Source organism: Pedobacter sp. (assembly GCF_041645105.1).
GTDB lineage: Bacteria > Bacteroidota > Bacteroidia > Sphingobacteriales > Sphingobacteriaceae > Pedobacter.
Map to the genome: position 1 here is coordinate 280,138 of NZ_JBAZQQ010000006.1, position 21,955 is coordinate 302,092.

At 36.9% G+C, this 21,955-nt stretch carries 15 protein-coding genes; 9 read left to right on the forward strand and 6 right to left on the reverse strand.

Annotated features, from left to right (window positions below):
- The first annotated feature begins 21 nt into the window (after nt 1–21).
- Entirely contained in the window at nt 22–1,425 is a 1,404-nt protein-coding gene (gene lpdA, locus WC623_RS19570) for a dihydrolipoyl dehydrogenase (RefSeq protein WP_372854247.1), read from the forward strand.
- A gap of 123 nt (nt 1,426–1,548) precedes the next feature.
- Here the strand turns inward: lpdA and WC623_RS19575 are convergent, their stop codons facing one another.
- From WC623_RS19575 to WC623_RS19595, 5 genes are all read right to left on the reverse strand, one after another.
- Nucleotides 1,549–4,740: an efflux RND transporter permease subunit gene (locus WC623_RS19575; protein WP_372854249.1), complete on the reverse strand. Its 3,192-nt coding sequence runs from the start codon at nt 4,738–4,740 to the stop codon at nt 1,549–1,551.
- A 32-nt stretch (nt 4,741–4,772) separates the two neighbouring features.
- Nucleotides 4,773–5,840 carry an efflux RND transporter periplasmic adaptor subunit gene (locus WC623_RS19580; RefSeq protein ID WP_372854251.1) on the reverse strand — a complete coding sequence of 356 codons (1,068 nt, stop codon included), beginning with the start codon at nt 5,838–5,840 and terminating at the stop codon, nt 4,773–4,775.
- Nucleotides 5,840–7,156 carry a TolC family protein gene (locus tag WC623_RS19585; RefSeq protein WP_372854253.1) on the reverse strand — a complete coding sequence of 439 codons (1,317 nt, stop codon included), beginning with the start codon at nt 7,154–7,156 and terminating at the stop codon, nt 5,840–5,842. Before WC623_RS19585 ends, WC623_RS19580 begins: the two co-directional genes overlap by 1 nt.
- A 42-nt stretch (nt 7,157–7,198) precedes the next feature.
- On the reverse strand, nt 7,199–7,804 hold the full coding sequence (locus WC623_RS19590) for a TetR/AcrR family transcriptional regulator (protein WP_372854255.1): 606 nt from the start codon (nt 7,802–7,804) through the stop codon (nt 7,199–7,201).
- Between the two features lie 116 nt (nt 7,805–7,920).
- On the reverse strand, nt 7,921–8,529 hold the full coding sequence (locus tag WC623_RS19595; RefSeq protein ID WP_372854257.1) for a TetR/AcrR family transcriptional regulator: 609 nt from the start codon (nt 8,527–8,529) through the stop codon (nt 7,921–7,923).
- A gap of 145 nt (nt 8,530–8,674) precedes the next feature.
- Between WC623_RS19595 and murB the strand changes: the two genes are divergently transcribed.
- Entirely contained in the window at nt 8,675–9,691 is a 1,017-nt protein-coding gene (gene murB, locus WC623_RS19600; protein WP_372854259.1) for a UDP-N-acetylmuramate dehydrogenase, read from the forward strand.
- Between the two features lie 166 nt (nt 9,692–9,857).
- The gene (locus tag WC623_RS19605; RefSeq protein ID WP_349786526.1) at nt 9,858–10,388 is read left to right on the forward strand and encodes a sigma-70 family RNA polymerase sigma factor; all 531 of its coding nucleotides are present in this window, start codon (nt 9,858–9,860) and stop codon (nt 10,386–10,388) included.
- Between the two features lie 54 nt (nt 10,389–10,442).
- On the opposite strand, the gene WC623_RS19610 is transcribed toward WC623_RS19605, so the two are convergent.
- Nucleotides 10,443–11,339 (reverse strand): SMP-30/gluconolactonase/LRE family protein, encoded by an 897-nt coding sequence (locus WC623_RS19610; protein WP_372854261.1) that lies wholly within the window; start codon nt 11,337–11,339, stop codon nt 10,443–10,445.
- 575 nt (nt 11,340–11,914) lie between these two features.
- Between WC623_RS19610 and WC623_RS19615 the strand changes: the two genes are divergently transcribed.
- The 6 genes from WC623_RS19615 to WC623_RS19640 all read left to right on the forward strand — a co-directional run bounded on the left by WC623_RS19615 (nt 11,915) and on the right by WC623_RS19640 (nt 21,881).
- The gene (locus WC623_RS19615) at nt 11,915–15,037 is read left to right on the forward strand and encodes a SusC/RagA family TonB-linked outer membrane protein (RefSeq protein ID WP_372854263.1); all 3,123 of its coding nucleotides are present in this window, start codon (nt 11,915–11,917) and stop codon (nt 15,035–15,037) included.
- Between the two features lie 12 nt (nt 15,038–15,049).
- Nucleotides 15,050–16,891: a RagB/SusD family nutrient uptake outer membrane protein gene (locus WC623_RS19620; protein WP_372854265.1), complete on the forward strand. Its 1,842-nt coding sequence runs from the start codon at nt 15,050–15,052 to the stop codon at nt 16,889–16,891.
- Nucleotides 16,892–16,915: 24 nt separating this feature from the next.
- On the forward strand, nt 16,916–17,320 hold the full coding sequence (locus tag WC623_RS19625; protein ID WP_372854267.1) for a hypothetical protein: 405 nt from the start codon (nt 16,916–16,918) through the stop codon (nt 17,318–17,320).
- 11 nt (nt 17,321–17,331) lie between these two features.
- The gene (locus WC623_RS19630) at nt 17,332–18,324 is read left to right on the forward strand and encodes a DUF4466 family protein (protein ID WP_372854269.1); all 993 of its coding nucleotides are present in this window, start codon (nt 17,332–17,334) and stop codon (nt 18,322–18,324) included.
- A 63-nt stretch (nt 18,325–18,387) separates the two neighbouring features.
- Nucleotides 18,388–21,144 carry a hypothetical protein gene (locus tag WC623_RS19635; RefSeq protein WP_372854271.1) on the forward strand — a complete coding sequence of 919 codons (2,757 nt, stop codon included), beginning with the start codon at nt 18,388–18,390 and terminating at the stop codon, nt 21,142–21,144.
- A 98-nt stretch (nt 21,145–21,242) separates the two neighbouring features.
- A complete protein-coding gene (locus WC623_RS19640) occupies nt 21,243–21,881 on the forward strand; it encodes a GntR family transcriptional regulator (RefSeq protein ID WP_372854272.1) in 639 nt (212 codons plus the stop codon).
- Nucleotides 21,882–21,955 lie beyond the last annotated feature (74 nt).

Genomic DNA, 21,955 nt, shown 5'->3' on the forward strand with positions numbered 1-21,955 from the left:
ACGAAAAAAAAAATCCTTAATATGCAATACGATGTAGTTGTAATTGGCTCGGGCCCGGGCGGTTATGTTGGAGCGATAAGATGCGCCCAATTAGGCTTAAAAACGGCAGTTATAGAAAAATATAAAACTTTTGGTGGTACCTGCTTAAATGTAGGTTGTATTCCATCTAAGGCTTTGTTGGATTCTTCGGAGCATTTTCATAATGCCGCACATACTTTTCAAACACATGGTATCAACTTAAAAGATTTGAAAGTTGATATGCCACAAATGATCGCGCGTAAAAATGATGTGGTAGCTCAAAATACAGCTGGAATTCAGTATTTATTTAAAAAAAATAAGATCGACTCTTTTGAAGGAGTAGGTTCTTTTGTTGATAAAAACACGATTAAGATTACCAAAGATGGTAAATCGGAAACGATAACTGCAAAGAATGTAATTATTGCTTCCGGTTCAAAACCGACTGCTTTGCCTTTCTTACCTGTAGATAAAAAACGTATCATTACTTCTACTGAGGCTTTGAATATTACTGAAGTGCCAAAACAAATGATTGTAATTGGTGGTGGTGTAATTGGTCTTGAATTGGGTTCTGTTTACGCTCGTTTAGGAACTAAAGTTTCTGTAATCGAATTTATGCCTTCTATCATCGGTACTATGGATGCTGGTCTAGGTAAGGAATTACAGCGAGTATTGAAAAAGTCGTTGGGTATGGAATTCTTTATGGGGCATAAAGTAACAGGTGCTACAACTAAAGGTAAAAAAGTAACTGTTACAGCTACGAATGCAAAAGGCGAAGAAGTAAGCTTTGATGCTGATTATTGTATCGTTGCAGTTGGACGTACTGCTTATACTGAAGGATTGGGCTTAGAGAATATTGGCATCAAGACTGAAGAAAGAGGAAATAAAATCCCTGTAAATGATCACCTTGAGACTACTGTACCAGGCGTTTATGCCATTGGTGATGTGATAAAAGGAGCGATGCTTGCGCATAAAGCGGAAGATGAGGGTGTATACGTTGCTGAGAGGATTGCTGGACAAAAACCACATATCAATTATAACCTCATTCCAGGTGTAGTTTATACCTGGCCTGAAGTTGCTTCGGTAGGTTATACTGAAGAGCAGTTGAAAGAACAAGGTGTTCAATATAAAGCTGGTTCTTTCCCATTCAAAGCAAGTGGACGTGCTAAAGCAAGTATGGATACTGATGGGTTTGTAAAGGTATTGGCTGATGCTAAGACTGATGAGATTTTAGGTGTACACATGATTGGTCCACGTGCAGCAGATATGATTGCTGAGGCAGTGGTTGCTATGGAATTCCGTGCTTCTGCAGAAGATATCGCTAGAATTTGTCATGCTCACCCAACTTATACTGAAGCTCTAAAAGAAGCGGCAATGGCTGCTACTGAAAACAGAGCGATACATATTTAAATTTTAAGCTTTCTAAAGAAGTTTGTATTCCTGAGGAATATAAGAATTTAGTGTCTGATTCAGACAAAAAAAAACGGTCATCAGTTTATTCTGATGACCGTTTTTTTTATCGTGTAAATATGATTAATGCTTCATATCATATTCATGTACGTCTTTATGATCGTAATTTTCAGCAATTAATTCATCAATTGGTCTGCCCTTTTTATCCATTTTAAAGAAATGCAGGATGTTATCAAACCATTGATACATTACAGGCACGATTATTAATGTTAAGAACAATGAACTGATCAAACCACCAATAATAACCCAGGCCAAGCCATTTTTCCACTCGGCTCCAGCTCCTGCAGCCAGTGCGATAGGTAGCATACCAATTACCATGGCAATGGTTGTCATTAAGATAGGACGTAAACGAGCGTGGTTAGCTAAAATTAAGGCTTCACGAGTTGATTTACCTTCTGCTTTCATTTGATTGGTAAAATCGACAAGTATAATTGCATTTTTGGCTACCAAACCGATTAACATAATTAAACCTAAAATGGTAAAAATACCTAAGTTATTATTGGTCAAAGCAAGCGCTAAAAATGCACCAATTACTGCCAATGGGATAGAGAACATTACCACTAATGGGTAAACAAAACTATCGTACAAACCAACCATAATGAAGTATACCAATATAATTGACGCTAATAAAGCTATACCTAAAGTACCGAATCCTTCACTTTGGTTTTCTTGATCACCAGCCCAGGTATAACTTACTCCAAGCGGACGATGTAGTTTTCCGTCTTTTTCTTGTTTATCAAGCGCTGCCTGGAAATCTTCGACTATACTACCTGTCGGACGGCCAATTGATTGTGCTTTTAAAGTTACCGAAGTAGTTTTGTTTAGACGCTCTAACTGTGATGGTCCAGAATCTTCCTTGATATCTGCAAATTGCATCAATTTTATCTGCTGACCTTTATTATTGATGAATGTTAAGTTACGAACATCATCAATGTTTTTCTTGTCAAAATCTTGGTATTGAACATTAATGTCGTATTCGTATTGACCTTTGCGATATTTAGCATCTGTGTTACCGCTAAAAGCATATTGCATAGTTAAACCCACAGTTTGTAAGGTTAAACCCAATGAAGCCATTTTATCGCGATCAACTTTTACATTAATTTCGGGTGTGCCTTTTTCTACAGAAAGTTTAGTCTCTGCTGCTCCCGGTATTCCAGCTAAAATAGCTTTTGCTTGTTCTGCATAATGCATGGCGCTATCTAACTCTGGACCCGTTACTACCAGCTGGATGTTTGCATTCTCTGCAGTACCCATAATGGAGATGTTCACCGTTTTTACATTTGCACCAATCAATTCATTGGTTAACTCTCTGGAATAAGTCTTCGCTAATATATCACTACTGGTTCCAGGTCGAAGTTCACGTGCTACCAATTTTACATTGATTTCTGCTTTGTAAGCAGTTGCTTGTGAGCTTCCCATATCTCCACTTGATTGACCAACTGTTGTAATTAATTGCTCTATATCTGCTTTTTTACTTAAGTAGTTTTCAGCACGTAGTGCATATTGATTGGTTAATTCTAAAGAGGCGTCTTTAGGTAATTCAATCTGTACCAAGAACTCACCTTTATCTGATTTAGGGAAAAATTCAAACCCAATATATTTACCTGTAAATAAACCACATGAACTTAAAAGGAGCATAAATACACCAATTAGGGTAATTGCTTTGTGGTTTAAACTCCAGTTAAGAATGCTTGTGATCCAAACTGTGAATTTGGCTAATTGTTTTTCAAACCATAATATGAATTTGCCAAATGCATTTTTACCTTCTATACGCTCTAATTTACCAAAACGAGAGAATAACAATGGTACAATTGTAAATGAGGTAATTAACGACATTAATGTGGCTATAATTACTACAATACAAAACTGGCGAAGAATATTTGATACCAAACCAGTACTCATAGAAATAGGTAAGAATACTACTACGATTACAAAGGTGATGGAAATTACAGTAAATCCAATTTCTTTAGTGGCATCAAAAGATGCTCTAAATTTGTTTTTACCCATTTCCATGTGACGTTGAATGTTTTCTAATACAACGATTGCATCATCCACCAAGATACCTACTACTAAAGATAAGCCTAGTAATGACATTAAGTTTAACGTAAACCCAAATTGACTAATAGCAATAAAAGTAGCAATCAATGATACCGGAATAGAAATCATGACAAACACCGCATTTCTTAAGCTGTGTAAGAAGAAAAGCATTACAAATGCTACCAACACAACGGCAATCATTAAATCGTGGATTACCGCATCTGCCGACTCTAAAGTGTAAACAGAACTATCGTTAACAATCTTTAAATTTAAGGCATTAACTTTCGCATAATCGGCGTTTGTTTTTGCAATGGTAGCCTTAATGCCTTCACTTACACTTACTGCATTGGCGTCACTTTGTTTAACAATACTTAAGGTTAATGAGTTAGATCTATCGATACGAGCAATTTTTTCAGCTTCTTTAGAACTTTCCTGAACATCGGCAAAGTCTGAAATTCTAACTTGAGTACCGTTGTCAGTAGTTGTTACTACTAAATTTCTTAATTCATCTACACTATTGAATTTACCGGACAAACGAACTAAAATATCCTGTCCATTTGCTTTTACACTACCTGTAGGGAAATCTAAGTTGGAACCTTGAACCAATTGTTGAACCTGTACAATTGTTAAACCGTAGCCCTTTAATTTAGCAGCATCAATTCCTACTTTAACTTCTCTTTCTGAACCACCAATTATAGATACCTGGGCTACTCCTGGAACACGAGAAAGTTCTGGGGCAATTTTCTGATCTATAATGTCGTAAAGGTCAATATCAGAGATTTTTGCAGTTGCTGCAATCGTGATAATTGGCATGTCATCTAATGAGAATTTACTCAATGAAGGTGTTTTTACGTCTTCAGGCAAATCAGATAAGATGGCATTTACTTTACGTTGTGCATCATTTAAAGATAAATCTACGTTTGCACTTGCGGTTAGCGTTATAGTAACAATAGATACACCCTCTAATGAGGTAGAGTTGATTTTCTTTACATTTTCCATCGAAGACACAGCGTCTTCAACTTTTTTAGTAACCGTATTTTCGACCTCACTTGGCGATGCTCCAGGGTAAATGGTAGATACCGATACCACATTTGGAGAGAACTTAGGTAATAATTCGTAGCCTAGTGAGAAATAACTTAATAAGCCTAATAGGGTTAATGCAGTAAAAACTACAATTACCAATGAAGGTCGTTTAATGGATATTTCTGCTATTTTCATTTAATTGTATTTTGCTTCTTTATAAGAATGTTTTATTTCACAATACTTACTGGAGTGTTGTCTACTAAGTTGATTTGACCACTTGTAATTACTGTTTCTCCTTCGGTTAACCCGCTTAAAATTTCTACCGTTTCACCTAAAATTCTACCACTTACTACTTTCCTGATTTTTGCAGTATTGCTGGCCTTGTCTAATACGAAAACTTGATTGCTGCTGACACTACCTACAAAAGATGTGCGTGGAATTAAAATGCTGGCAGCTTGTTTTGGGAAATCAAATAAAGCTGTACCGTACATTCCTGCTTTTAAAGAGTTTTTAATGTTGTTTTCAACTTCAATTTCTATAGGAAAGTTTAACGCGCCATCTGCTTTAGCAGCTATGAAAGTAACTTTACCAGTAAATTTATCATCTGCAAAAACAGTTGACTGAATAGATACTTTATCACCAACTTTTAAATTAGCAACCTGGCTTTCGTTTACATTAACTTTTAATTTCAATTTAGATACATCAACCAATTCGAATAATTGGGTTCCTTGTGCTGTAACAAATGCACCAACTTCAATATACTTTTTGTTTACTATACCATTAATTGGAGATTTAATGTTTGCATCACTTAATCTTCTTTTAGATGCCTGCAAGTGTAATTTAGCATTTTGAGTAGCCAATTTAGCCTGATCTAATTGTTGTTGAGTTACACCGCCAGTAGCATAAGAACTTTGATATCTGGCTTCGTCTTTTAACGCGTTTTGATAAGTAGCTTCAGCTGTTTCTCTGTCCGTGTTGATAATCTCAGCATCAATTTTGGCTAATACTTGGCCCTTAGTTACTCTAGAGCCCTCTTTAACGTAAATTGCTTTTACGCGACCAGCATTTTCTGATAAGAAATTTAACTCTTGAATTGGCGCAAAAGTTCCATTTGCATTGAAATCTAACTCTGGTACTGTTTTAGAGACTGTTGCGACGTTAACAGCAATTGCGCCATTTCCTTTCGCTACAAAGTCTGTTTTTTCTTGGTTTTTCTTTTTATTATTATTTAGTACAAAAGCAATTCCCGCAAAGGCTATGATGATTACTAAAATTGTAATTATTACTCTTTTCATTATAGTAGTGATTTTATATTTCCGTTTGATTTGATTAATTGTATTTCGGCAATTTTATAGTTTAATAATGCCTGGTTGTAACTATTTTGGGCTTGAGTTAAAGCATTTTCTGTATCTAGCAGGTCGGTTAAGTTTGCCAAACCGTTGTTGTAATTGTTTTGTGTACTTCTGTAGATCTCATCAGCAAGCTCAGCATTTTGCTTTTGTGCATTAATTGTAGCTAAGCTGTTTCTTAATTGAATTTTAGCATTTTCATAAGCCATATTCAAAGCATTTGTTGATTCCCTTCTGTCTTCTTTTGCTTTTTGGATGTCAACATCAGCCTGTCTGATTTTAGAGCGAGTTAAGAAACCATTGAAAATAGGCACTTTTAGTGTCAGGCCAACTGAGGATGCACCAAAAGCAATAGCGCTGGGGTTAGACTTTAAAAAGTCAAATCCACCACTCTGACTTGAATAGGTATAGTTTCCTGTTAAGGCTAAAGAAGGATAATATTCAGACACGTAAGCCTTACGTTGTAGCCAATACAATTTGTCTTGTGTGTCTAGAATTTTCACTTCAGTTCTATTATCTAATGAAATAGAGTCTGTGAACTGAGGTAATTTTGTAACTTCAGTAAGCTCTGTTTTAGGTAAGTTGATATCTGTGCTTACCGGCATGCCCATAGAGAATTTTAATTGATTTTCTAATTGTGTAATTGCATTTAAAGTCTGATCTCGCTGAGTCTGTAAATTGGCCAGGTTTACTTTAATACGGTCTACATCAATTTTTTTCGCTAATCCATTCTGATATTGAGTAACAATTATTTTTTCGACAGTTTTAACATTTTTGATATTCGTGTCTAATACATTCAATTGCTGTCTGTTTACCAGTACCTGATAATAGTTATTGGCCACCAATTCAATAATTTGTTCCTCTGTTAACTGAGAAGTTAGCCTGTAATACTCTTCACTTGATCTTGCAGCTTGTAATCCTGTAAAAACTGTTTGATTGAATAGTTGTTGAGAAAGTTGGATTCCGGCAGATGAGTTCCAGTTTTGACCTAACTTAATAGACTTTGCAGTACCATCTCCTAAATCTGCTACAAGCTTCCCAATAATAGGGTTATAGGTTAACCCTGCATTACCTGTAATTTGAGGTAAAGCTTGAGCTCTTATTTCCTCTGTTTTGTATTTCCCTCCGTCAATGTCAAGTTTTGCTTTACGAACCTTTACACTGTTTTGTACAGCGTAGTTCAGCGCTTCTTTTAGTGTTAGCCTTTGTTGAGCACTCACTGTATTTGATAAAAATAACCCCAGTAACAATACTGGTATCATTTTTATCTGTTTAATTATTGAATTCATATATGTAGTTTGTTGTTATTTTAAACCTTTAATAAAAATTGCTGACAAGCTAAGTTGCTTATCCAGGATGTCTTTCATTTCTTTTTTGCTTGGGAAAAGCTCTTTATTACCATGCATAATACATAATGACGTGATTCCTGTCAAACTGTCAATATATAATTCTGCAGTTTTATTTGCATCTGCGGATGCGATTTCTCCTTTGTCCATTGATTTCTGGAAGATGTCTGCGTGTAATTGTACATTTCTTGATTTCATTTTCATGAAGCGTTCTTTCAGTATATCGGAATTGAGTGATGGGTCAGGTGTGTTGCCTGATAAATGCATCATATAGTATTTTTGGAAAAAGCGGTGTCTTATTTCTATAAAACCTATCATGCACTCTTCAAGAGGAGGATCTGCATGTTGTACTTGTTCTACCAGTTTAAAATAATCATCAAATATTTTCTCAATAACTCCCAGTACTAAACTATTTTTATCAGGGAAATAATAATACAAGGAAGGTTTGGATACTGAAAGATCCTCAGCAATCTCATTCATAGTGGTTTTGTTGATCCCAAAGTGAATAAAACGTTTGATTGCGCCCTCAATGATTGTATCTCTTTTTTTATCTGTTTCTACCATTCTACTTTTTTACTTTCTGACTTTTTCTTTTGAAGGGTCAAAAATAAGGCCATAATTTTATATACCGAATTTTAGTTCGAAAACAAGTAGAAACTTACATTTTCATGACTTTTCCGTCAGGATTTTGGCTTAAGGCCTTTGAGGAAGATGTCAGCGAATACTTTTTCCTTTAAGAATATTTGCTTAAACTGTTCTTTTTCAGGAAAAATGTTCTTGTCTTTGGCGGTAATATTGAAATGTATTCCTGACAGGGCGTCAATAAAAATCTCAGTAGCTAGTTTTACATCTTCTATCTCCAGCTCACCACTTGCAATGCCGCGGTTAAATAAAGAACTGATGATAATAGTTTCAAAAGCTCTGGCTTTGCTGAACTTTTCATGTAAATCATCCGGTAATTCAGTTCCGATAACCTGAGTAGATTCTAGTAGTGTATAATATTTTTGAACAAAGGATTGCCTCTTTTGCAATAGTTTGTGTATTCCTTCAGTAGTGGTGTTGGTCTTGTCAATGGACTTTACCAGGTCACGACTAATGACGTGCATGAGATGCTCGATTGTCGATACATAAAGGCTTAGCTTATCAGGGAAGTAGTAGTAAAGTAATGCTTTAGAGAAAGATACGTCTTTAGCTATTTCCGTCATTGTGGTTTTTGATAAACCATAATGAGCAAAGCGTTTCAATGCAGCTTCAATAATTATAGCTTTTTTCTTATCCTGATTTTCCATAGACTAAACGATACTCTTTTTTTTTATAGGTTTTAATAAATGCGTATTTGATGGAAAAATAGGCAAAATTTTTAAATAATGCTTTTAACATGTTTATTACAACTGCTAACAATTACATTTGTGCTATATATAGCTAATTTTATTTATGTCACTTTTACAGCAAAACATATCTCTAAAACCTTACAATACATTTCGAGTTTCGGCTCAGTCTGCTTTTTTTTCTGAAGTTTTTAGTGAAGCTGATTTAAAAGACCTTTTAGGATTGCCTGTTATTAAACAACAGTCTTTATTGGTTTTAGGTGGAGGTAGTAATCTTTTGTTTACTAAAGATTTTGAAGGTTTAGTGGTTAAGGTTAGTATTCCGGGAATTTCTTCTGTTGTTAAGGATGATGATGTTGTTGTTACAGCGGGAGCAGGTGTTGTATGGAACGATTTTGTGAAGTATTGTGTAGCAAATGGTTTTGCTGGGGTAGAAAATTTAAGTCTGATTCCTGGAACGGTTGGGGCATCACCTATTCAAAATATAGGAGCGTACGGAGTAGAACTTAAGGATGTGTTTTATGAATGCACTGCTTATGAAGTTGCAACAGGAAATAAGCGTGTGTTTGAGTTTGAAGATTGTAAGTTTGGTTATCGTGATAGTGTTTTTAAAAATGAATTAAAAGGACAGTATATAATTACTGAAGTAAGTTTTAAGCTGAATAAACAGGCGAAAATCAATACGCAATATGGAGCGATACAGTCTGAGTTGCAAAATAGAGGTATAGAAAAACCAACAATTGCCGATGTGTCAAAAGTTGTTGCAGATATTAGGGTGAGTAAGTTGCCGGACCCATCAACAATTGGCAATGCAGGTAGCTTTTTCAAAAATCCAGTCATTGAACAGGCTTTGTTTGATCAGGTTTATTCAAACTTCCCTGATGTTGTTCATTACCCGGCACCAAATGCTAAGATTAAACTGGCGGCTGGTTGGTTAATAGAGCAGTGTGGTTATAAAGGTAAGGTTGTTGGGCAGACTGGAACCTGGAAGAATCAAGCGCTTGTTTTGGTTAATCATGGTTCTGCTACAGGACAGGAAGTGTATAGTTTTTCAGAAGAGATTATAAAATCTGTTTATATAAAGTTCGGTGTGAAATTAGAAAGAGAAGTAAATATTCTATAGTACGTCCGTTATTGCTGTATTTGCGTCTATTAGCAATTTCTTAACATTCAATCTCATTTTTTGGTACGTATCTTGTATAGGTATTAGTGTGTATTATTAAACAAATTGTGAGCGCCACTCACTCAGTAAATGTTTGTTTGTTTTTTTAACCCCTAAATTAAAAACTATGACAAAAAATGAGTTCAATGTACAGCTGCATGATCATTCGGGTTCCTTACAGTCTTTTGCGCTTAATTTTACAAAGGATATTGAAGATGCGAATGATTTAGTTCAGGACACAATGCTTAAGGCGGTGACCTATTACGGTAAGTTTAAAGAAGGTACAAATTTGAAAGGTTGGTTATTCACCATTATGAAAAACACTTTCATTAATAACTATAGGCGTTTGGTAAAAACAAATGCTTTGATTACGAAATCAGAAGATATATCTTCTGCAAATCTGCACTACAGCGCAACAAAAAACACCAGCGAGAGTAAGTTTGTTATTGGTGATATTAATAAAGCTTTAGCTACACTTCAACCAGAGTATTATATTCCTTTTGTTAAATATTTCGAGGGATATAAATATCATGAAATTGCTGAAATTCTTGAAATTCCAATTGGAACAGTTAAAACGAGAATTCATGTGGCGCGTCAGATTCTTAAGAAATATCTGAAAACTTATTCAAAAGATATTTTGGGTGCAGATTTAATGTAAAAAGTATTTAATAGCCCTAGCAAAAAAGACACCCTTGGTGTGTCTTTTTTGCTATTACCCTGCAAAGAAATTAGATTTAATGCCAGATATACCGGGCTTGATTGCAAATAGGCCTCCGCTATTGGGGTAGTCAGCCAAATCGCTATTTGTCATTTGTCCTTTAGCAGAGGTAATGTAAAGTGTGTCAAGTTTCTCTCCTCCAAATGCGCATGAGGTAATGTTTTTTGAGGGTACCTCGATTGTTGATAGTAGTTCACCTGTTTTGGGATTCCACCTGGTTACACAATAGCCTCCCCACATAGCAATCCAGACCATTCCATCGGAGTCGATTGTGGCGCCGTCAGGACGGCCGATATGTGAAGGGATCGTAATTACAGTCTGTGGATTGCTAACCTGTCCTGTGTTATTGTTAAAATTATAAGCTGCTACTTTACTGGTAGGCGTGTCAATGTAATACATTGTTTTTTGATCTGGTGACCAAAGTATTCCATTGGAATTGGTTATGCCAGTTTGTATGGTTTGCAGGCTATAGTCCTTGCTCATACAATAAAGTGCTGCAGATTGCTCTTTGCCCATTGTTCCGACCCAGAAACGTCCTAAAGGGTCACATTTCCCATCATTGAATCTGTTTCCAGTTATATTATTCTCTGGATTGACGTGTCTGAGCTGTAATTCGTTTGTCGATTTATTATAGTTGTATATCCCATCTTCCAGTGCAATTAATAATTCTTCTTTTAAAGTGGGTACTACAGTTGTTATTTTCTTTGGTAAGGATGAGGTTTGATGCAGCTTGGTCAAAGGGTCGAACCAATGGAGTAAATGCTGATCAATATCTACCCAATATAATCTTTGGTCTGTGTGATTCCATATTGCTCCTTCTCCTAAGGTCGATTGAATATCTAGTACCAGCTGTGCTTTTAATATACTGTTGGATGATAACTGATTAGACATGGTTGTATTTATTTTAAATGTATTCTACTAATGTATACCTTTTTGTTTTAATTTGGTTTACATATTCTTTCTTTTTAGTGGGTCAAGCCTTGTTCTGTCGAATGGTGTTTTGCGATTTGGAGTTTGTTTGCTTTGTTTAATCATTGATTTTCAAAAGTTTGCTAATTTGAAGTGTAAAAGAGTTTTTCTGTTTTTTATGAAGAATAAAAAATCAATAAAATTATTTTGTTTACAAAAAAAGTATATATTTGTATACATAGATATTAAAAACTAACCAATCATAACCATTTAAACTGTTGTAATACCGCAATATACGGGGACAAGATTTTCAATTTTTTTGTGCAAATCAATTCATAGGATTTATCCAATCTGCAAATTGGGAAAATTGAAATATAATCAGCTAATATTCGTCGGAAATAGAACGGGAAAGGAGGTGAAATATGAAAATAAAATAACTACTCAAATCCAGATCTATCCTAATAACTATAATTAAGAAAGTGTTTACTATGCAAATCACATAGGTAATGAAATCAAAATATTTTTGGCCAGACGGCTATATTAAATGTTGGAAGATAATGAAGTTAGCTGCTGTTGTTTCAATAGCAAGCGTATTGCAGGCTAAGGCCGAACCATTGCATAATCATTTATTTATCCAGCAAGACCCTGTTTCTCAGGAGGGCAAGGTTGTTGATTCTGAGGGTATGCCTTTACCGGGAGTCGAAGTAAGGGTTGTAGGGTCAAGTGTTGTAACTGTTACCAATAGTAGCGGGCAATTTACTATAAAAGCGAAGCGTGGCGATAAGCTTAAATTTCATATGCTTGGGTATGTTGATGTGGAGAGGGTAGTGGATTTTAAATCCGTTACTATAACATTGGTTACTTCTGCACAAGATTTAAATGAATTGGTCGTGGTTGGTTATGGTACACAAAAGAAGGTTAATTTACTTGGAGCTGTTGCTGCTGTAAAAGTGGATGAGCAGTTAACCAGCAGGGCTTTGCCAAATGTTTCCTCTGCTCTGCAAGGTATGTTGCCAGGTTTGGCAGTAAATCAGACTTCTGGTATGGCGGGAAATAATAGTGCTTCACTGTTGATCCGTGGTTTGGGTACGGTGAATAATGCCAATCCGCTTATTGTTGTTGATGGGATGCCTGATGTTAATATCAATCGAATCAATATGAACGATGTGGAGAGTGTTTCTGTTTTAAAAGATGCAGCTTCAGCGGCAGTTTATGGTTCGCGTGGTGCTAATGGTGTAATTCTCATAACTACAAAATCAGGAAAAGGGGCGCAGGGAACTAAAATCAATGCCTCTATTAGTTCTACCATAACAAAACCGACAAATGCCTTTGAGTTTATGCCAAATTATGCCAAAGCTCTAACGGTTACTCAACGTGCTCAGGCTGTTGGATCTGTTCCAGCTATTATAAATTTTAAAAATGGGACAATTGATGAGTGGTTTGCTAAGAGTATGATTGACCCTTTGCGTTATCCAAATACAGATTGGTGGGATCTTATTACAAGAAACGGGCAGCTTCAAAATTATAATATTTCGGCTACAGGTGGTAGTGAGAAGTCGAATTTTTATCTCTCTGTGGGAGTGATGGACGAAAAGGGAATTCAAATTGAGAATGATTTTAAGCGATATAATGCGCTTTTTAGTTACGATGCAAAAATTAAAAAGAACATCAGCACTGGAGTTCGGTTTTCGGGTAACTGGTCAAACTATAGGTTTAATTATGAAGAAGGCTTTACCTCTAATGGTACCAGTGGTTTGGATATTTTTACCGCTCCTGCAGGTGTAACGCCTTATGATCCGGTTACAGGGTATTACGGTGGTGCGATGGCTTATAACGAAAGTATATTAGCCAGCAATCCTTATGTCGATTACATTAATAGAAATAAAAATAATCTGGAACGGCAGGAGGCGATGGGAAATATTTATATCGAGTATAATCCGATTCCGGGGCTTAAAGGACGTATTGATTATAATCTAAACTATGGTAGTCAGTTCTCCTGGCGCGCAGATATTCCTTCTAAAGCCTATAATTTTCAGCTTAATCAGTTTAATAATCGTGCATATGTTGGCGATAATGAAAGGATTTATAATGCAGATAGGAATGACTTCAAGACTCAGTTGACTACAAAGGTTAGCTATGATAAGGTGATTGCTAAAAATCATGAATTTAATATCATGGGAGCTTATAGTGAGGAGTTTTGGAAGATCAGGACTCTAGCGGCAAATAGAGAGAATAGATTTCATCCATTGTTGCATGAATTAGATGCAGCCTTGGGTAGTGTGAATATTACTAATAGTGGGAATTCGACTACTGAAGGAATGCGTTCTTATATTGGACGTTTCAATTATTCTGCATATAATAAGTATTTATTGGAAGTTAATGTCAGGATTGATGGATCGTCCCGATTTATTAAAGGGTATCAGTATGGGACTTTCCCGTCTGCGGCTATAGGTTGGCGTTTTACTGAAGAATCGTTTATAAAATCATTTACAGACAAAATTGGACTTACCAACGGTAAATTCAGAGCATCTTATGGATCATTGGGTAATAACAATGGTGTTGGTTTATATGAGCAACAGGAGATATTGGCGAATACCAATTATGTGAATACTGCCGTAAATGTTACTACAGTGACTCAGAATCCTGTTCCGGGCTTTCAAAATAGAAAATTAATCAACAAGGATTTGACCTGGGAAAAAACCACCATGCTAAACCTGGGGCTTGATATGGCATTTTTTGGAAATCGATTAACTACTGAATTTGATTATTACAATAGGTTGACAACAGGGATGATACGTCAGGGAGATTTATCAATCCTTCTCGCTTCGGCACTTAGTCCAGCGCCACGAAGAAATCTTGGAGATCTCAGGAATCGAGGAGTTGAAGCTAATCTTACCTGGAAAGAAAATAGAGGTGATTTTGGCTATATGTTAAATATAAATGCGAGTTATAATGCTACTGTGCTAGAGAAATGGCCTGAATTCCTTAACCGCAGTGCGCTTTTTATTGACATGCCTTATCTTTTTGTATATGCTTATCAATCGTCCGGTATCGCGCAAACTTGGGAGGATGTATATAATGCGCCTATTCAAGGTGCTTCTCCTGGTGATATTTTATTAAAGGATGTGAATGGAGACGGAAGAATTGATCATAATGATCAAGTGGCTTATCCACATTTTCAAACAGCGCGACCAACAACAAATTTTGCTTTTAGGGGGAATGTGTCCTGGAAAGGATTTGATTTAGGAGTGATGTTGCAGGGGGCTACAGGACGTAAGGATTATTACAATAATAATATGACCAATACAAAGATTTCGCAAGCTACCAATCAGGCGATAAACTGGAACCAATATTTGAATACCTGGGCTGTGGACAACAGGGGGGCTTCTTTGCCTCGTTTAACGAGTGGTGCTGCTGCGGCTCCATTTACTCCTAATCAGAGTACGTTTTGGTTGGATGATGTGACTTATTTGAGGCTGAAAAACTTGCAGGTGGGCTATACATTTAATAAGCCTTATATGAAAAAAGTTGGTTTGGGAAGTGTGCGTATATATGGCTCAGCTGATAATCTTGCGACTATCACTAATTATCGTGGTTTAGATCCTGAAAAGGTTAGTTATAGCAATGATGTGTATCCGCTAAGTAAAATGTTTGTACTGGGCTTGAATGTTGAATTATAAAAGAAGATCATCATGAAACAAAATTATTTTATACGGCTGTCTATCGTGATTCTCATGTTGGGGTCGGTTTTGCTGAGTTCATGTAGAAAAGATCTGCTGGATCAAAAATCTACAGTTGGTTTGCCTTCTGCGATTTACTGGCAGACGGAGGCTGATGCAACTTCGGCATTAATGGGTGTTTACAATGCTTTTCGTGCCAGTTTCGATCGTGATTATCATTTCGACGGGCACGGGGAGTTTGTTAAAGTTTACAATACTGGTGCTGTTTCTCCTGCTCCGCTTGGTGTTAATAACCCAAGTAATTATGGAGGTTTGGCATTGGAGACTTATAAAAATCTATATGGTGTAATTACCCATGCAAATTATGTTATAGAAAATATAAACCTTAAGATGTTACCTGTTGCTAAAACAGAAGCGGCTACAAAGAGTTTAGAAAGCATCGCAGGGGAGGCTCGTTTGTTGCGAGGTATTACTTATTTGCGTTTAATTTCTATGTGGGGGGATGTGCCTTATGTTGGTAAGATTATTTATGATCCTATTGATGTAGATACATTGTCTAGGATGCCGATTGAGAAGGTAAAAGATTTAATCTTAGCTGATTTCACTTATGCTTTTGAAAAGTTGCCTGTAAAGAATCCAGTTGTAAGTAGGCCTTCAAAGCCTGCTGCTTTAGCTTTTAGAGGAAAAATGCAATTGTTTTGGGCAAGCTGGAATAAGTTTGGCTGGCCTGAGTTGGATAAGTTTACTCCAAGTACGACAAAGGCGGATGCTGCTTACAGGGCTGCTGCTGCAGATTTTAAAAGTGTAATTCAAGATTATGGCTTAGATCTTTATAAGGGTGGTGATCCTGGTCAATGGGGTACAATGGGTGCTGCGGATGTGCTTCCAAATTACTATTACATGTTTATTCCTAATCCTGGGAACTTAAATGACAGGGGGGAGATGTTGATGGTGTTGCCGCATGGTTCGGGGTTGACTCCTGTGCAAGGCGATGAATATCAACGAGTTTTTACTGGCCCTTTGAATGGTTTAGGGCAAAATCAGGTAATACCTCGTTACGAATTAGCTGATCGGTATCAGTCTACCATTACTGGAGATTTTTTACCCCCATTAGTGCAGATTCAACCTGGTGTTGCAGGTGCTCGCACAGCATTAAATTCTGCAATTAATCCTGAGAGTTACAGAAATAGAGATTATAGGATGAAGGCGACCATGCTGTGGGATTATGAGAAACTAATGGGGCAAGGGGAAGTTGATCAGACTTCATATATAAATTTTCTTTACAAGACCTTTTCAGGTAAGTCAACAATCAATGGTATAGAATATCCTAATTTTACTGATAATGGGACGAATTTCTCTGGCTATCAGTTTAGAAAATTTGTTCGGAATTATGGAGGTTTGGCCAGAAGTAATGGTGATTTTAACTGGCCTGTAATGCGTCTGGCAGATGTATTTCTAATGTATGCTGAAGCAACAAATGCTGTTGATGGTCCTCAGGCTGATGCGATTGCCTTGGTGAATAGAATTCGTCATAGGGGAAACCTTCCGCCTTTGTCGGGAGCCAAAACTGCCGGTCCTGCTGCATTTTTTGATGCCATAGAGCAGGAGCGTATTGTGGAGTTGGTTGGAGAAGGACAGCGTGCTTTTGATTTACGTCGCTGGAGAGCGATAGAGCGTGTTTTCGGTCCGGCTTATGGTAATGGTAAATGGTTTATGGATACGCATGGCAACAACTGGGAGCGGTTTTTCCTAAATTCATCTGAATTGATTTATCAACGTTGTTATATTTATCAGATTCCAGAGTCAGAGCGTACCCGTAACCCGAATCTGACTCAGAATACTCCTTGGAGATAACCTATTAATTTAAAACTGATAGAAATGAAAAAATCATTATATTTTAGCCTGCTTTTTTTAGGCCTATTGGCTGCAGGATGTAAAAAGGGATTCCCTGTTGATGAAGATGGGTTGTTGATTACGACAAGATCAGAATGCTATGTTAGTAGTTTTGAGATACTCGGAGCAGATTATCAGACTGTGCGGACTAAGGCGGCAGTTATAGATACTGTGGCGCAAACAGTAAATGTTGAGGTGCTCTTTGGAACGGATTTGAAGAATCTTTATCCTCAGTTTACCTTGGTTACGGATGCTAAATTAGATCCCAAAATTCCTGGTAAAGTAGACTTCTCAGATTTGGCTAATCCAAAACAATGGACAGTGGTTTCGGGAAACCGAAAAGTAAGGAAGACCTACACAGTTAATCTTACAGTTCAGAAAATAAATTAAAAAACTGCGTCATGAAGAATAAATATATTTTATATGTGCTTGGTCTTTTTGTACTTGTTTTTACAGGTTGCAAAGAAAAGGAATATGAAGTTCCTACAGCACCATCAGAACTGCAAAATGACTTAATCAAACGGTCTTTGGGGCCTAGTATAGTAGGGCTGGATATCGAATTTGCTTATGCAATGGCTTTGTTGCCTGAGAAAGGAAAGCTCGCTACTGCGACTGTTACAGCTTCTATCGCAGGTGCAGCAGGTACTTATATGGATAATAAGTTTTATAGCACAAATTCTAGCGGAACGGAGGTTGGGACAGTCGTTGGATCGCCATCAGTTAATAGTGGGAATACTACAACTGTAACTTATAATCCTGATATTTCTGCAGCTACTTTGCGTTATTTTTACAGAGTTCCGGAAGAGGCACGAGGTAAGGAAGTAACTTTTACTTTTTCTGTGACTTCGACCAATGGAGAAACGAATAGTTATAAATCAGGGCCATATCCAATCAGAAGAATGGATGTTAAAAAAGGCTTGGTGTTAAAAGACGGAACTTCTTCCTTCTTGTCTATTGCCGACATGGCGGTGTATGATGCTACGTTTGCGGCAGCAAATCCAACAAAAATAGATATTGTTTATTTGTATCGTACACTTGCTACAGTAACTTTTAATCATTCTTTAGTTGCGCCAACTGCAAATGCTGAATATAGGCCAGGAGTAACTTTACCTGCGGGATTAACCAATAAAACCAAATTGATTAAAGCCTGGGACATCAGGGATGCGCAATTAATTCTTGTGAATAATTTAGCTACAAGTATTTTTGTTGATGATATTGATCTTCAACAGCGAAACTTTAATGATGCGCCTGATTTTGCTATTAATACACGTGCAGAATCTGGAGTTTGGGTAGAGACTGCTGATGGAAAATATAGAGCATATATTTACGTAAATAGTGTGAATAATGCGGCTAAAGAAATGACTGTTAGTATGAAAAGATTAGTGATGAAGTAAAAATGAACTGGGTGAAGGCTTAAAGTCGGTTGCCCAGTTTTAATCTAAATTGTCCCCTTTAGTATGGAGTTGAAATTGATGATGAAAGTTAAAGCAGTATTCCTTTTTTTTATATTGTTGAATGTAAGTGCATTTGCGCAAATACATCCATATGTTGTGGGTGATAAATATGTTAAACGCTTTAATAGCGTTCAGGCTCAATTAAACAGTAAAACAACTGAAAAGATTTCTATTCCAAATACTGAAAGTAAGGTCGCGTTATTAAGTGATGCTCCTTCCAGAGTCGATAGTGATATGTCTGAAGCTGATTTAGTATTTTCAGTGAAAGTGCCTGAAGCTGGAATTTATGAGATTTCCACCAGAGCTTTCCCGATAGGAAGTGGTCCAAAGAAAGACGCAAAAGGGAATGTAGTGACGTCTTATGTTAAAATACAAGTCGGTAACCAGCGCCCTACAAAACGAATTCTTTATGATTTGTATCAAGCAGCAAATCAGGTTTCCGGTAAATTTGAAATGAATGGCAAGGATCAGCAGATTAAGATTTGGTTGCCAAAAGATATTGCATTGGAATATCTGGAAATCAAAAATTATAATGAACCAGAAATACCTTTGGCTGCACGTAACTATGTTCCTAAAATTGTTCCACCATCCGGGCATCCAAGATTATGGGTAACGGCTGAGAGTTTGCCTTTGATTAAGTCAAGGTTGACTAAAGGTGAAAATCAGCCTGTGTGGACTAAAGTGGAGGCGGCTGCAAAAGTGCCTTATAAGTTTGAGTTTAATTCAGAAAAGGAAGTGTTTTATCAGGAAGAGCTAGAAAATGTGGCTCAGGTAAAGGCTTTTTATTATCTGATGACTGGGGATAAAAAAGTAGGCAAGGAAGTAGTAAAGCTAATGGTCAATTATATGACCATGTTGGAATTTGGAAATGTGAAATATGGCGACATCACGAGAGAAGTGGGTAGGTCAATTTATACTGCTTCATTAGTTTATGACTGGTGTTTTGATTTACTTACCGCAAATGATAAACAGTTGCTGTATGATAAGATGTTGGGCCTGGCCAGAGAAATGGAAGTGGGTTGGCCACCATTCATGGATAGTATTATTAACGGGCATGGTAATGAGGCTCAAATTAGTCGCGATTTACTTGCTATGAGTATTGCTTTGTATGATAAAAATCCAGAGCTCTATAAATATACTTCATATACAATTTTGGAGGACTTGGTTCCTATGAGGAAATTTGAATATGAGTCGCCCCGACACAATCAGGGGGTAGATTATGGTGCTTACCGTTTTGGATGGGAAATGCATGCGGTATGGCTTTTCTATCGTATGACTGGACAATCGGTCTTTGATGATAATATCAAAAGCTTACCTTATTATTGGTTATATATGCGTCTGCCTGACGGATATATGCTACGTGATGGAGATATGTTTAGCGTAAAGTTTGGAGGTGATAAACCACTTTACTGGAAGCAGCAACAAACTATGCTTTTGAGTGCTGCATATGCAAATGATCCGTTGATTAAGGGGGAGTCTGAGCGTCAAGGTGGATTGCCTGATAATCCTGTTTTATATTTGCTGGTGAATGACCCTTTGTTAAAAGCTGATCATAACCTTAGTTCGCTTCCTTTAACTAAAGATTTTGGAACGGTATTGGGTGGGATGGTTGCCAGAACTGGTTGGGATAATAAAGAAACCAGCAAAGATGTAATTGCTGAAATTAAAGGCGGGGGCTATATTTTTGGAAACCATCAGCAGGCTGATGCAGGAAGTTTGCAGATCTATCATCATGGAATACAGGTTGGAGATATAGGTTTGTATTTATCTTACGGGACTCCTTATGATTTTAATTTTAATAAAAGATCGATTGCCCATAGCATGATGTTGGCTGTAGATCCTCAGGAACCTTTACTTTTTCGTACAAAAGTTCGTGATGGGGGAACAAGGTTTAATCAGCGTTTTCCATTGACGCCTCAGCAAGTTACTTCTGACCCCTGGTTTGATAATGGTAAGGTTTTGTCTGCTGATTTTGGTCCTTCTAAATTAAAGCCGTCTTTTAGTTATTTTAAGGCTGATCTAACAGCTGCATATAGCGCAAAAATGACAAATTATACACGTGGTTTCTGTTTCTTAAATCTTGAAAGAGCAGATGTACCTGCGGTGATCATTTTAACCGATGATATGACAACGGCAGAGCCTGGATTTAAAAAGTTCTGGCAAATCAATACATTAAATAAGCCAGAAGAATTGAATGGAAATTTGGTATTGAAAAGTGAATTGGCTGGTATGGTTGGAAAAACACATGTGAATATGCTGGTCCCTTCTGCCTCGGAACGTAATATTGAAGTTTTAAGTGGAGCAGATGCGAATAGTACCTTCGGACAACAGTATAAAATTGTTTCCCCAAAAGCAGAAGCCAGGGCTCATCGTATAATGGTTTCACCAAAAAATGCTGGTAAACAAGATAAGTTTCTTACCGTATTTCAAATGACAGAAGGAGATGCAAAGCCTTTGCCTTTGGATTTTAAAGAGATCGGTGGACGCTATCAAATTGTCCTTGCAGATCGTTTGGTAAGTATGAGTTCAGGTTCAGTTTTGCTTCAGTCGCCATTTACAATTGATGTTTCAAATAAAAGCGTTTACGAGTTCGTGCTATTGGGGATGAAGCCTGGGTTTTGGAATGTGAAAAGTTCCGATGGTAAGGTTAATTTTAATTATAATGTTATCCCTGGTAAAAATACGATATGCTTTAAGGCTGAGGGGGGTAAGTATTCAGTAACTCCAGGAAGATCTTATGAAGCGGGTGATTTAAAGTAAGATGTAATGTTATGTTAAATGCATAAATTGTTTACTATCTTGCGGTAATTTTTAATATTGTTTACTTTTTATAAAAGTATTTGTTTACATAATTTGATATGAAAGAGGATTCGCAATCAAACAAAGTATATTCCGAGCTGCGGAAAAAGATATTGTCAAACCAATTGGTTCCTGGAACCAGGTTGAAAGAGGATGTCTGGGCAACAAAGACCGAAGTAAGCAGGGTGTCTGTTAGAGAGGCTCTGAATCGCTTGTTGGGTGAGGCCTTGCTTGAAGTAGGTGAAAAAGGAGGTTACTATGTGAAGTCGATGACAGCGGCTGATATACGGGAGATCCGGGAGATTAGGGAATTACTTGAGCTTGGAGCTTTGAGATTGGCTTTTAATCATGTAACCGAAAGTGATATTGCAGAGTTGGATCGAATATGTGATGATTTTTCGGCTATGGTAAAGAATGGATATTTCTCAGGGGCTTGTGAAGCTGACGTGAAATTTCATGAAACATTAATTAATTTATCTCGAAATGCTAAATTGAAGCAGCTTTATGAATTGAGTAACATTCCATTGTTCCATTTGAAACTTGGAAGATCTCTTACGCATATGGATGATTATGAATTGACGGACAAGGAACATCGTGAAATTCTGAAAGCGCTTAAAACAAAAAGCCTAAAAAAGGCAGAGGATTTTTTGGTTAAGCATTTAACCAGGGGTGAAACGGCTTCTCTTGAGCTGGAGTAGCATATTGTTATATTTTTTTATGCCGCATCTTAATTGATGCGGCATTTTTTTTGCCCTCAAAAAATAATAGAAAA

Excerpts from the sequence above, each read along its gene's own strand:
- lpdA (WP_372854247.1), top strand. The coding sequence starts at position 22 with ATGCAATACGATGTAGTTGTAATTGGCTCGGGCCCGGGCGGTTATGTT.
- WC623_RS19575 (WP_372854249.1), bottom strand. The coding sequence starts at position 4,740 with ATGAAAATAGCAGAAATATCCATTAAACGACCTTCATTGGTAATTGTA.
- WC623_RS19580 (WP_372854251.1), bottom strand. The coding sequence starts at position 5,840 with ATGAAAAGAGTAATAATTACAATTTTAGTAATCATCATAGCCTTTGCG.
- WC623_RS19585 (WP_372854253.1), bottom strand. The coding sequence starts at position 7,156 with ATGATACCAGTATTGTTACTGGGGTTATTTTTATCAAATACAGTGAGT.
- WC623_RS19590 (WP_372854255.1), bottom strand. The coding sequence starts at position 7,804 with ATGGTAGAAACAGATAAAAAAAGAGATACAATCATTGAGGGCGCAATC.
- WC623_RS19595 (WP_372854257.1), bottom strand. The coding sequence starts at position 8,529 with ATGGAAAATCAGGATAAGAAAAAAGCTATAATTATTGAAGCTGCATTG.
- murB (WP_372854259.1), top strand. The coding sequence starts at position 8,675 with ATGTCACTTTTACAGCAAAACATATCTCTAAAACCTTACAATACATTT.
- WC623_RS19605 (WP_349786526.1), top strand. The coding sequence starts at position 9,858 with ATGACAAAAAATGAGTTCAATGTACAGCTGCATGATCATTCGGGTTCC.
- WC623_RS19610 (WP_372854261.1), bottom strand. The coding sequence starts at position 11,339 with ATGTCTAATCAGTTATCATCCAACAGTATATTAAAAGCACAGCTGGTA.
- WC623_RS19615 (WP_372854263.1), top strand. The coding sequence starts at position 11,915 with ATGAAGTTAGCTGCTGTTGTTTCAATAGCAAGCGTATTGCAGGCTAAG.
- WC623_RS19620 (WP_372854265.1), top strand. The coding sequence starts at position 15,050 with ATGAAACAAAATTATTTTATACGGCTGTCTATCGTGATTCTCATGTTG.
- WC623_RS19625 (WP_372854267.1), top strand. The coding sequence starts at position 16,916 with ATGAAAAAATCATTATATTTTAGCCTGCTTTTTTTAGGCCTATTGGCT.
- WC623_RS19630 (WP_372854269.1), top strand. The coding sequence starts at position 17,332 with ATGAAGAATAAATATATTTTATATGTGCTTGGTCTTTTTGTACTTGTT.
- WC623_RS19635 (WP_372854271.1), top strand. The coding sequence starts at position 18,388 with ATGGAGTTGAAATTGATGATGAAAGTTAAAGCAGTATTCCTTTTTTTT.
- WC623_RS19640 (WP_372854272.1), top strand. The coding sequence starts at position 21,243 with ATGAAAGAGGATTCGCAATCAAACAAAGTATATTCCGAGCTGCGGAAA.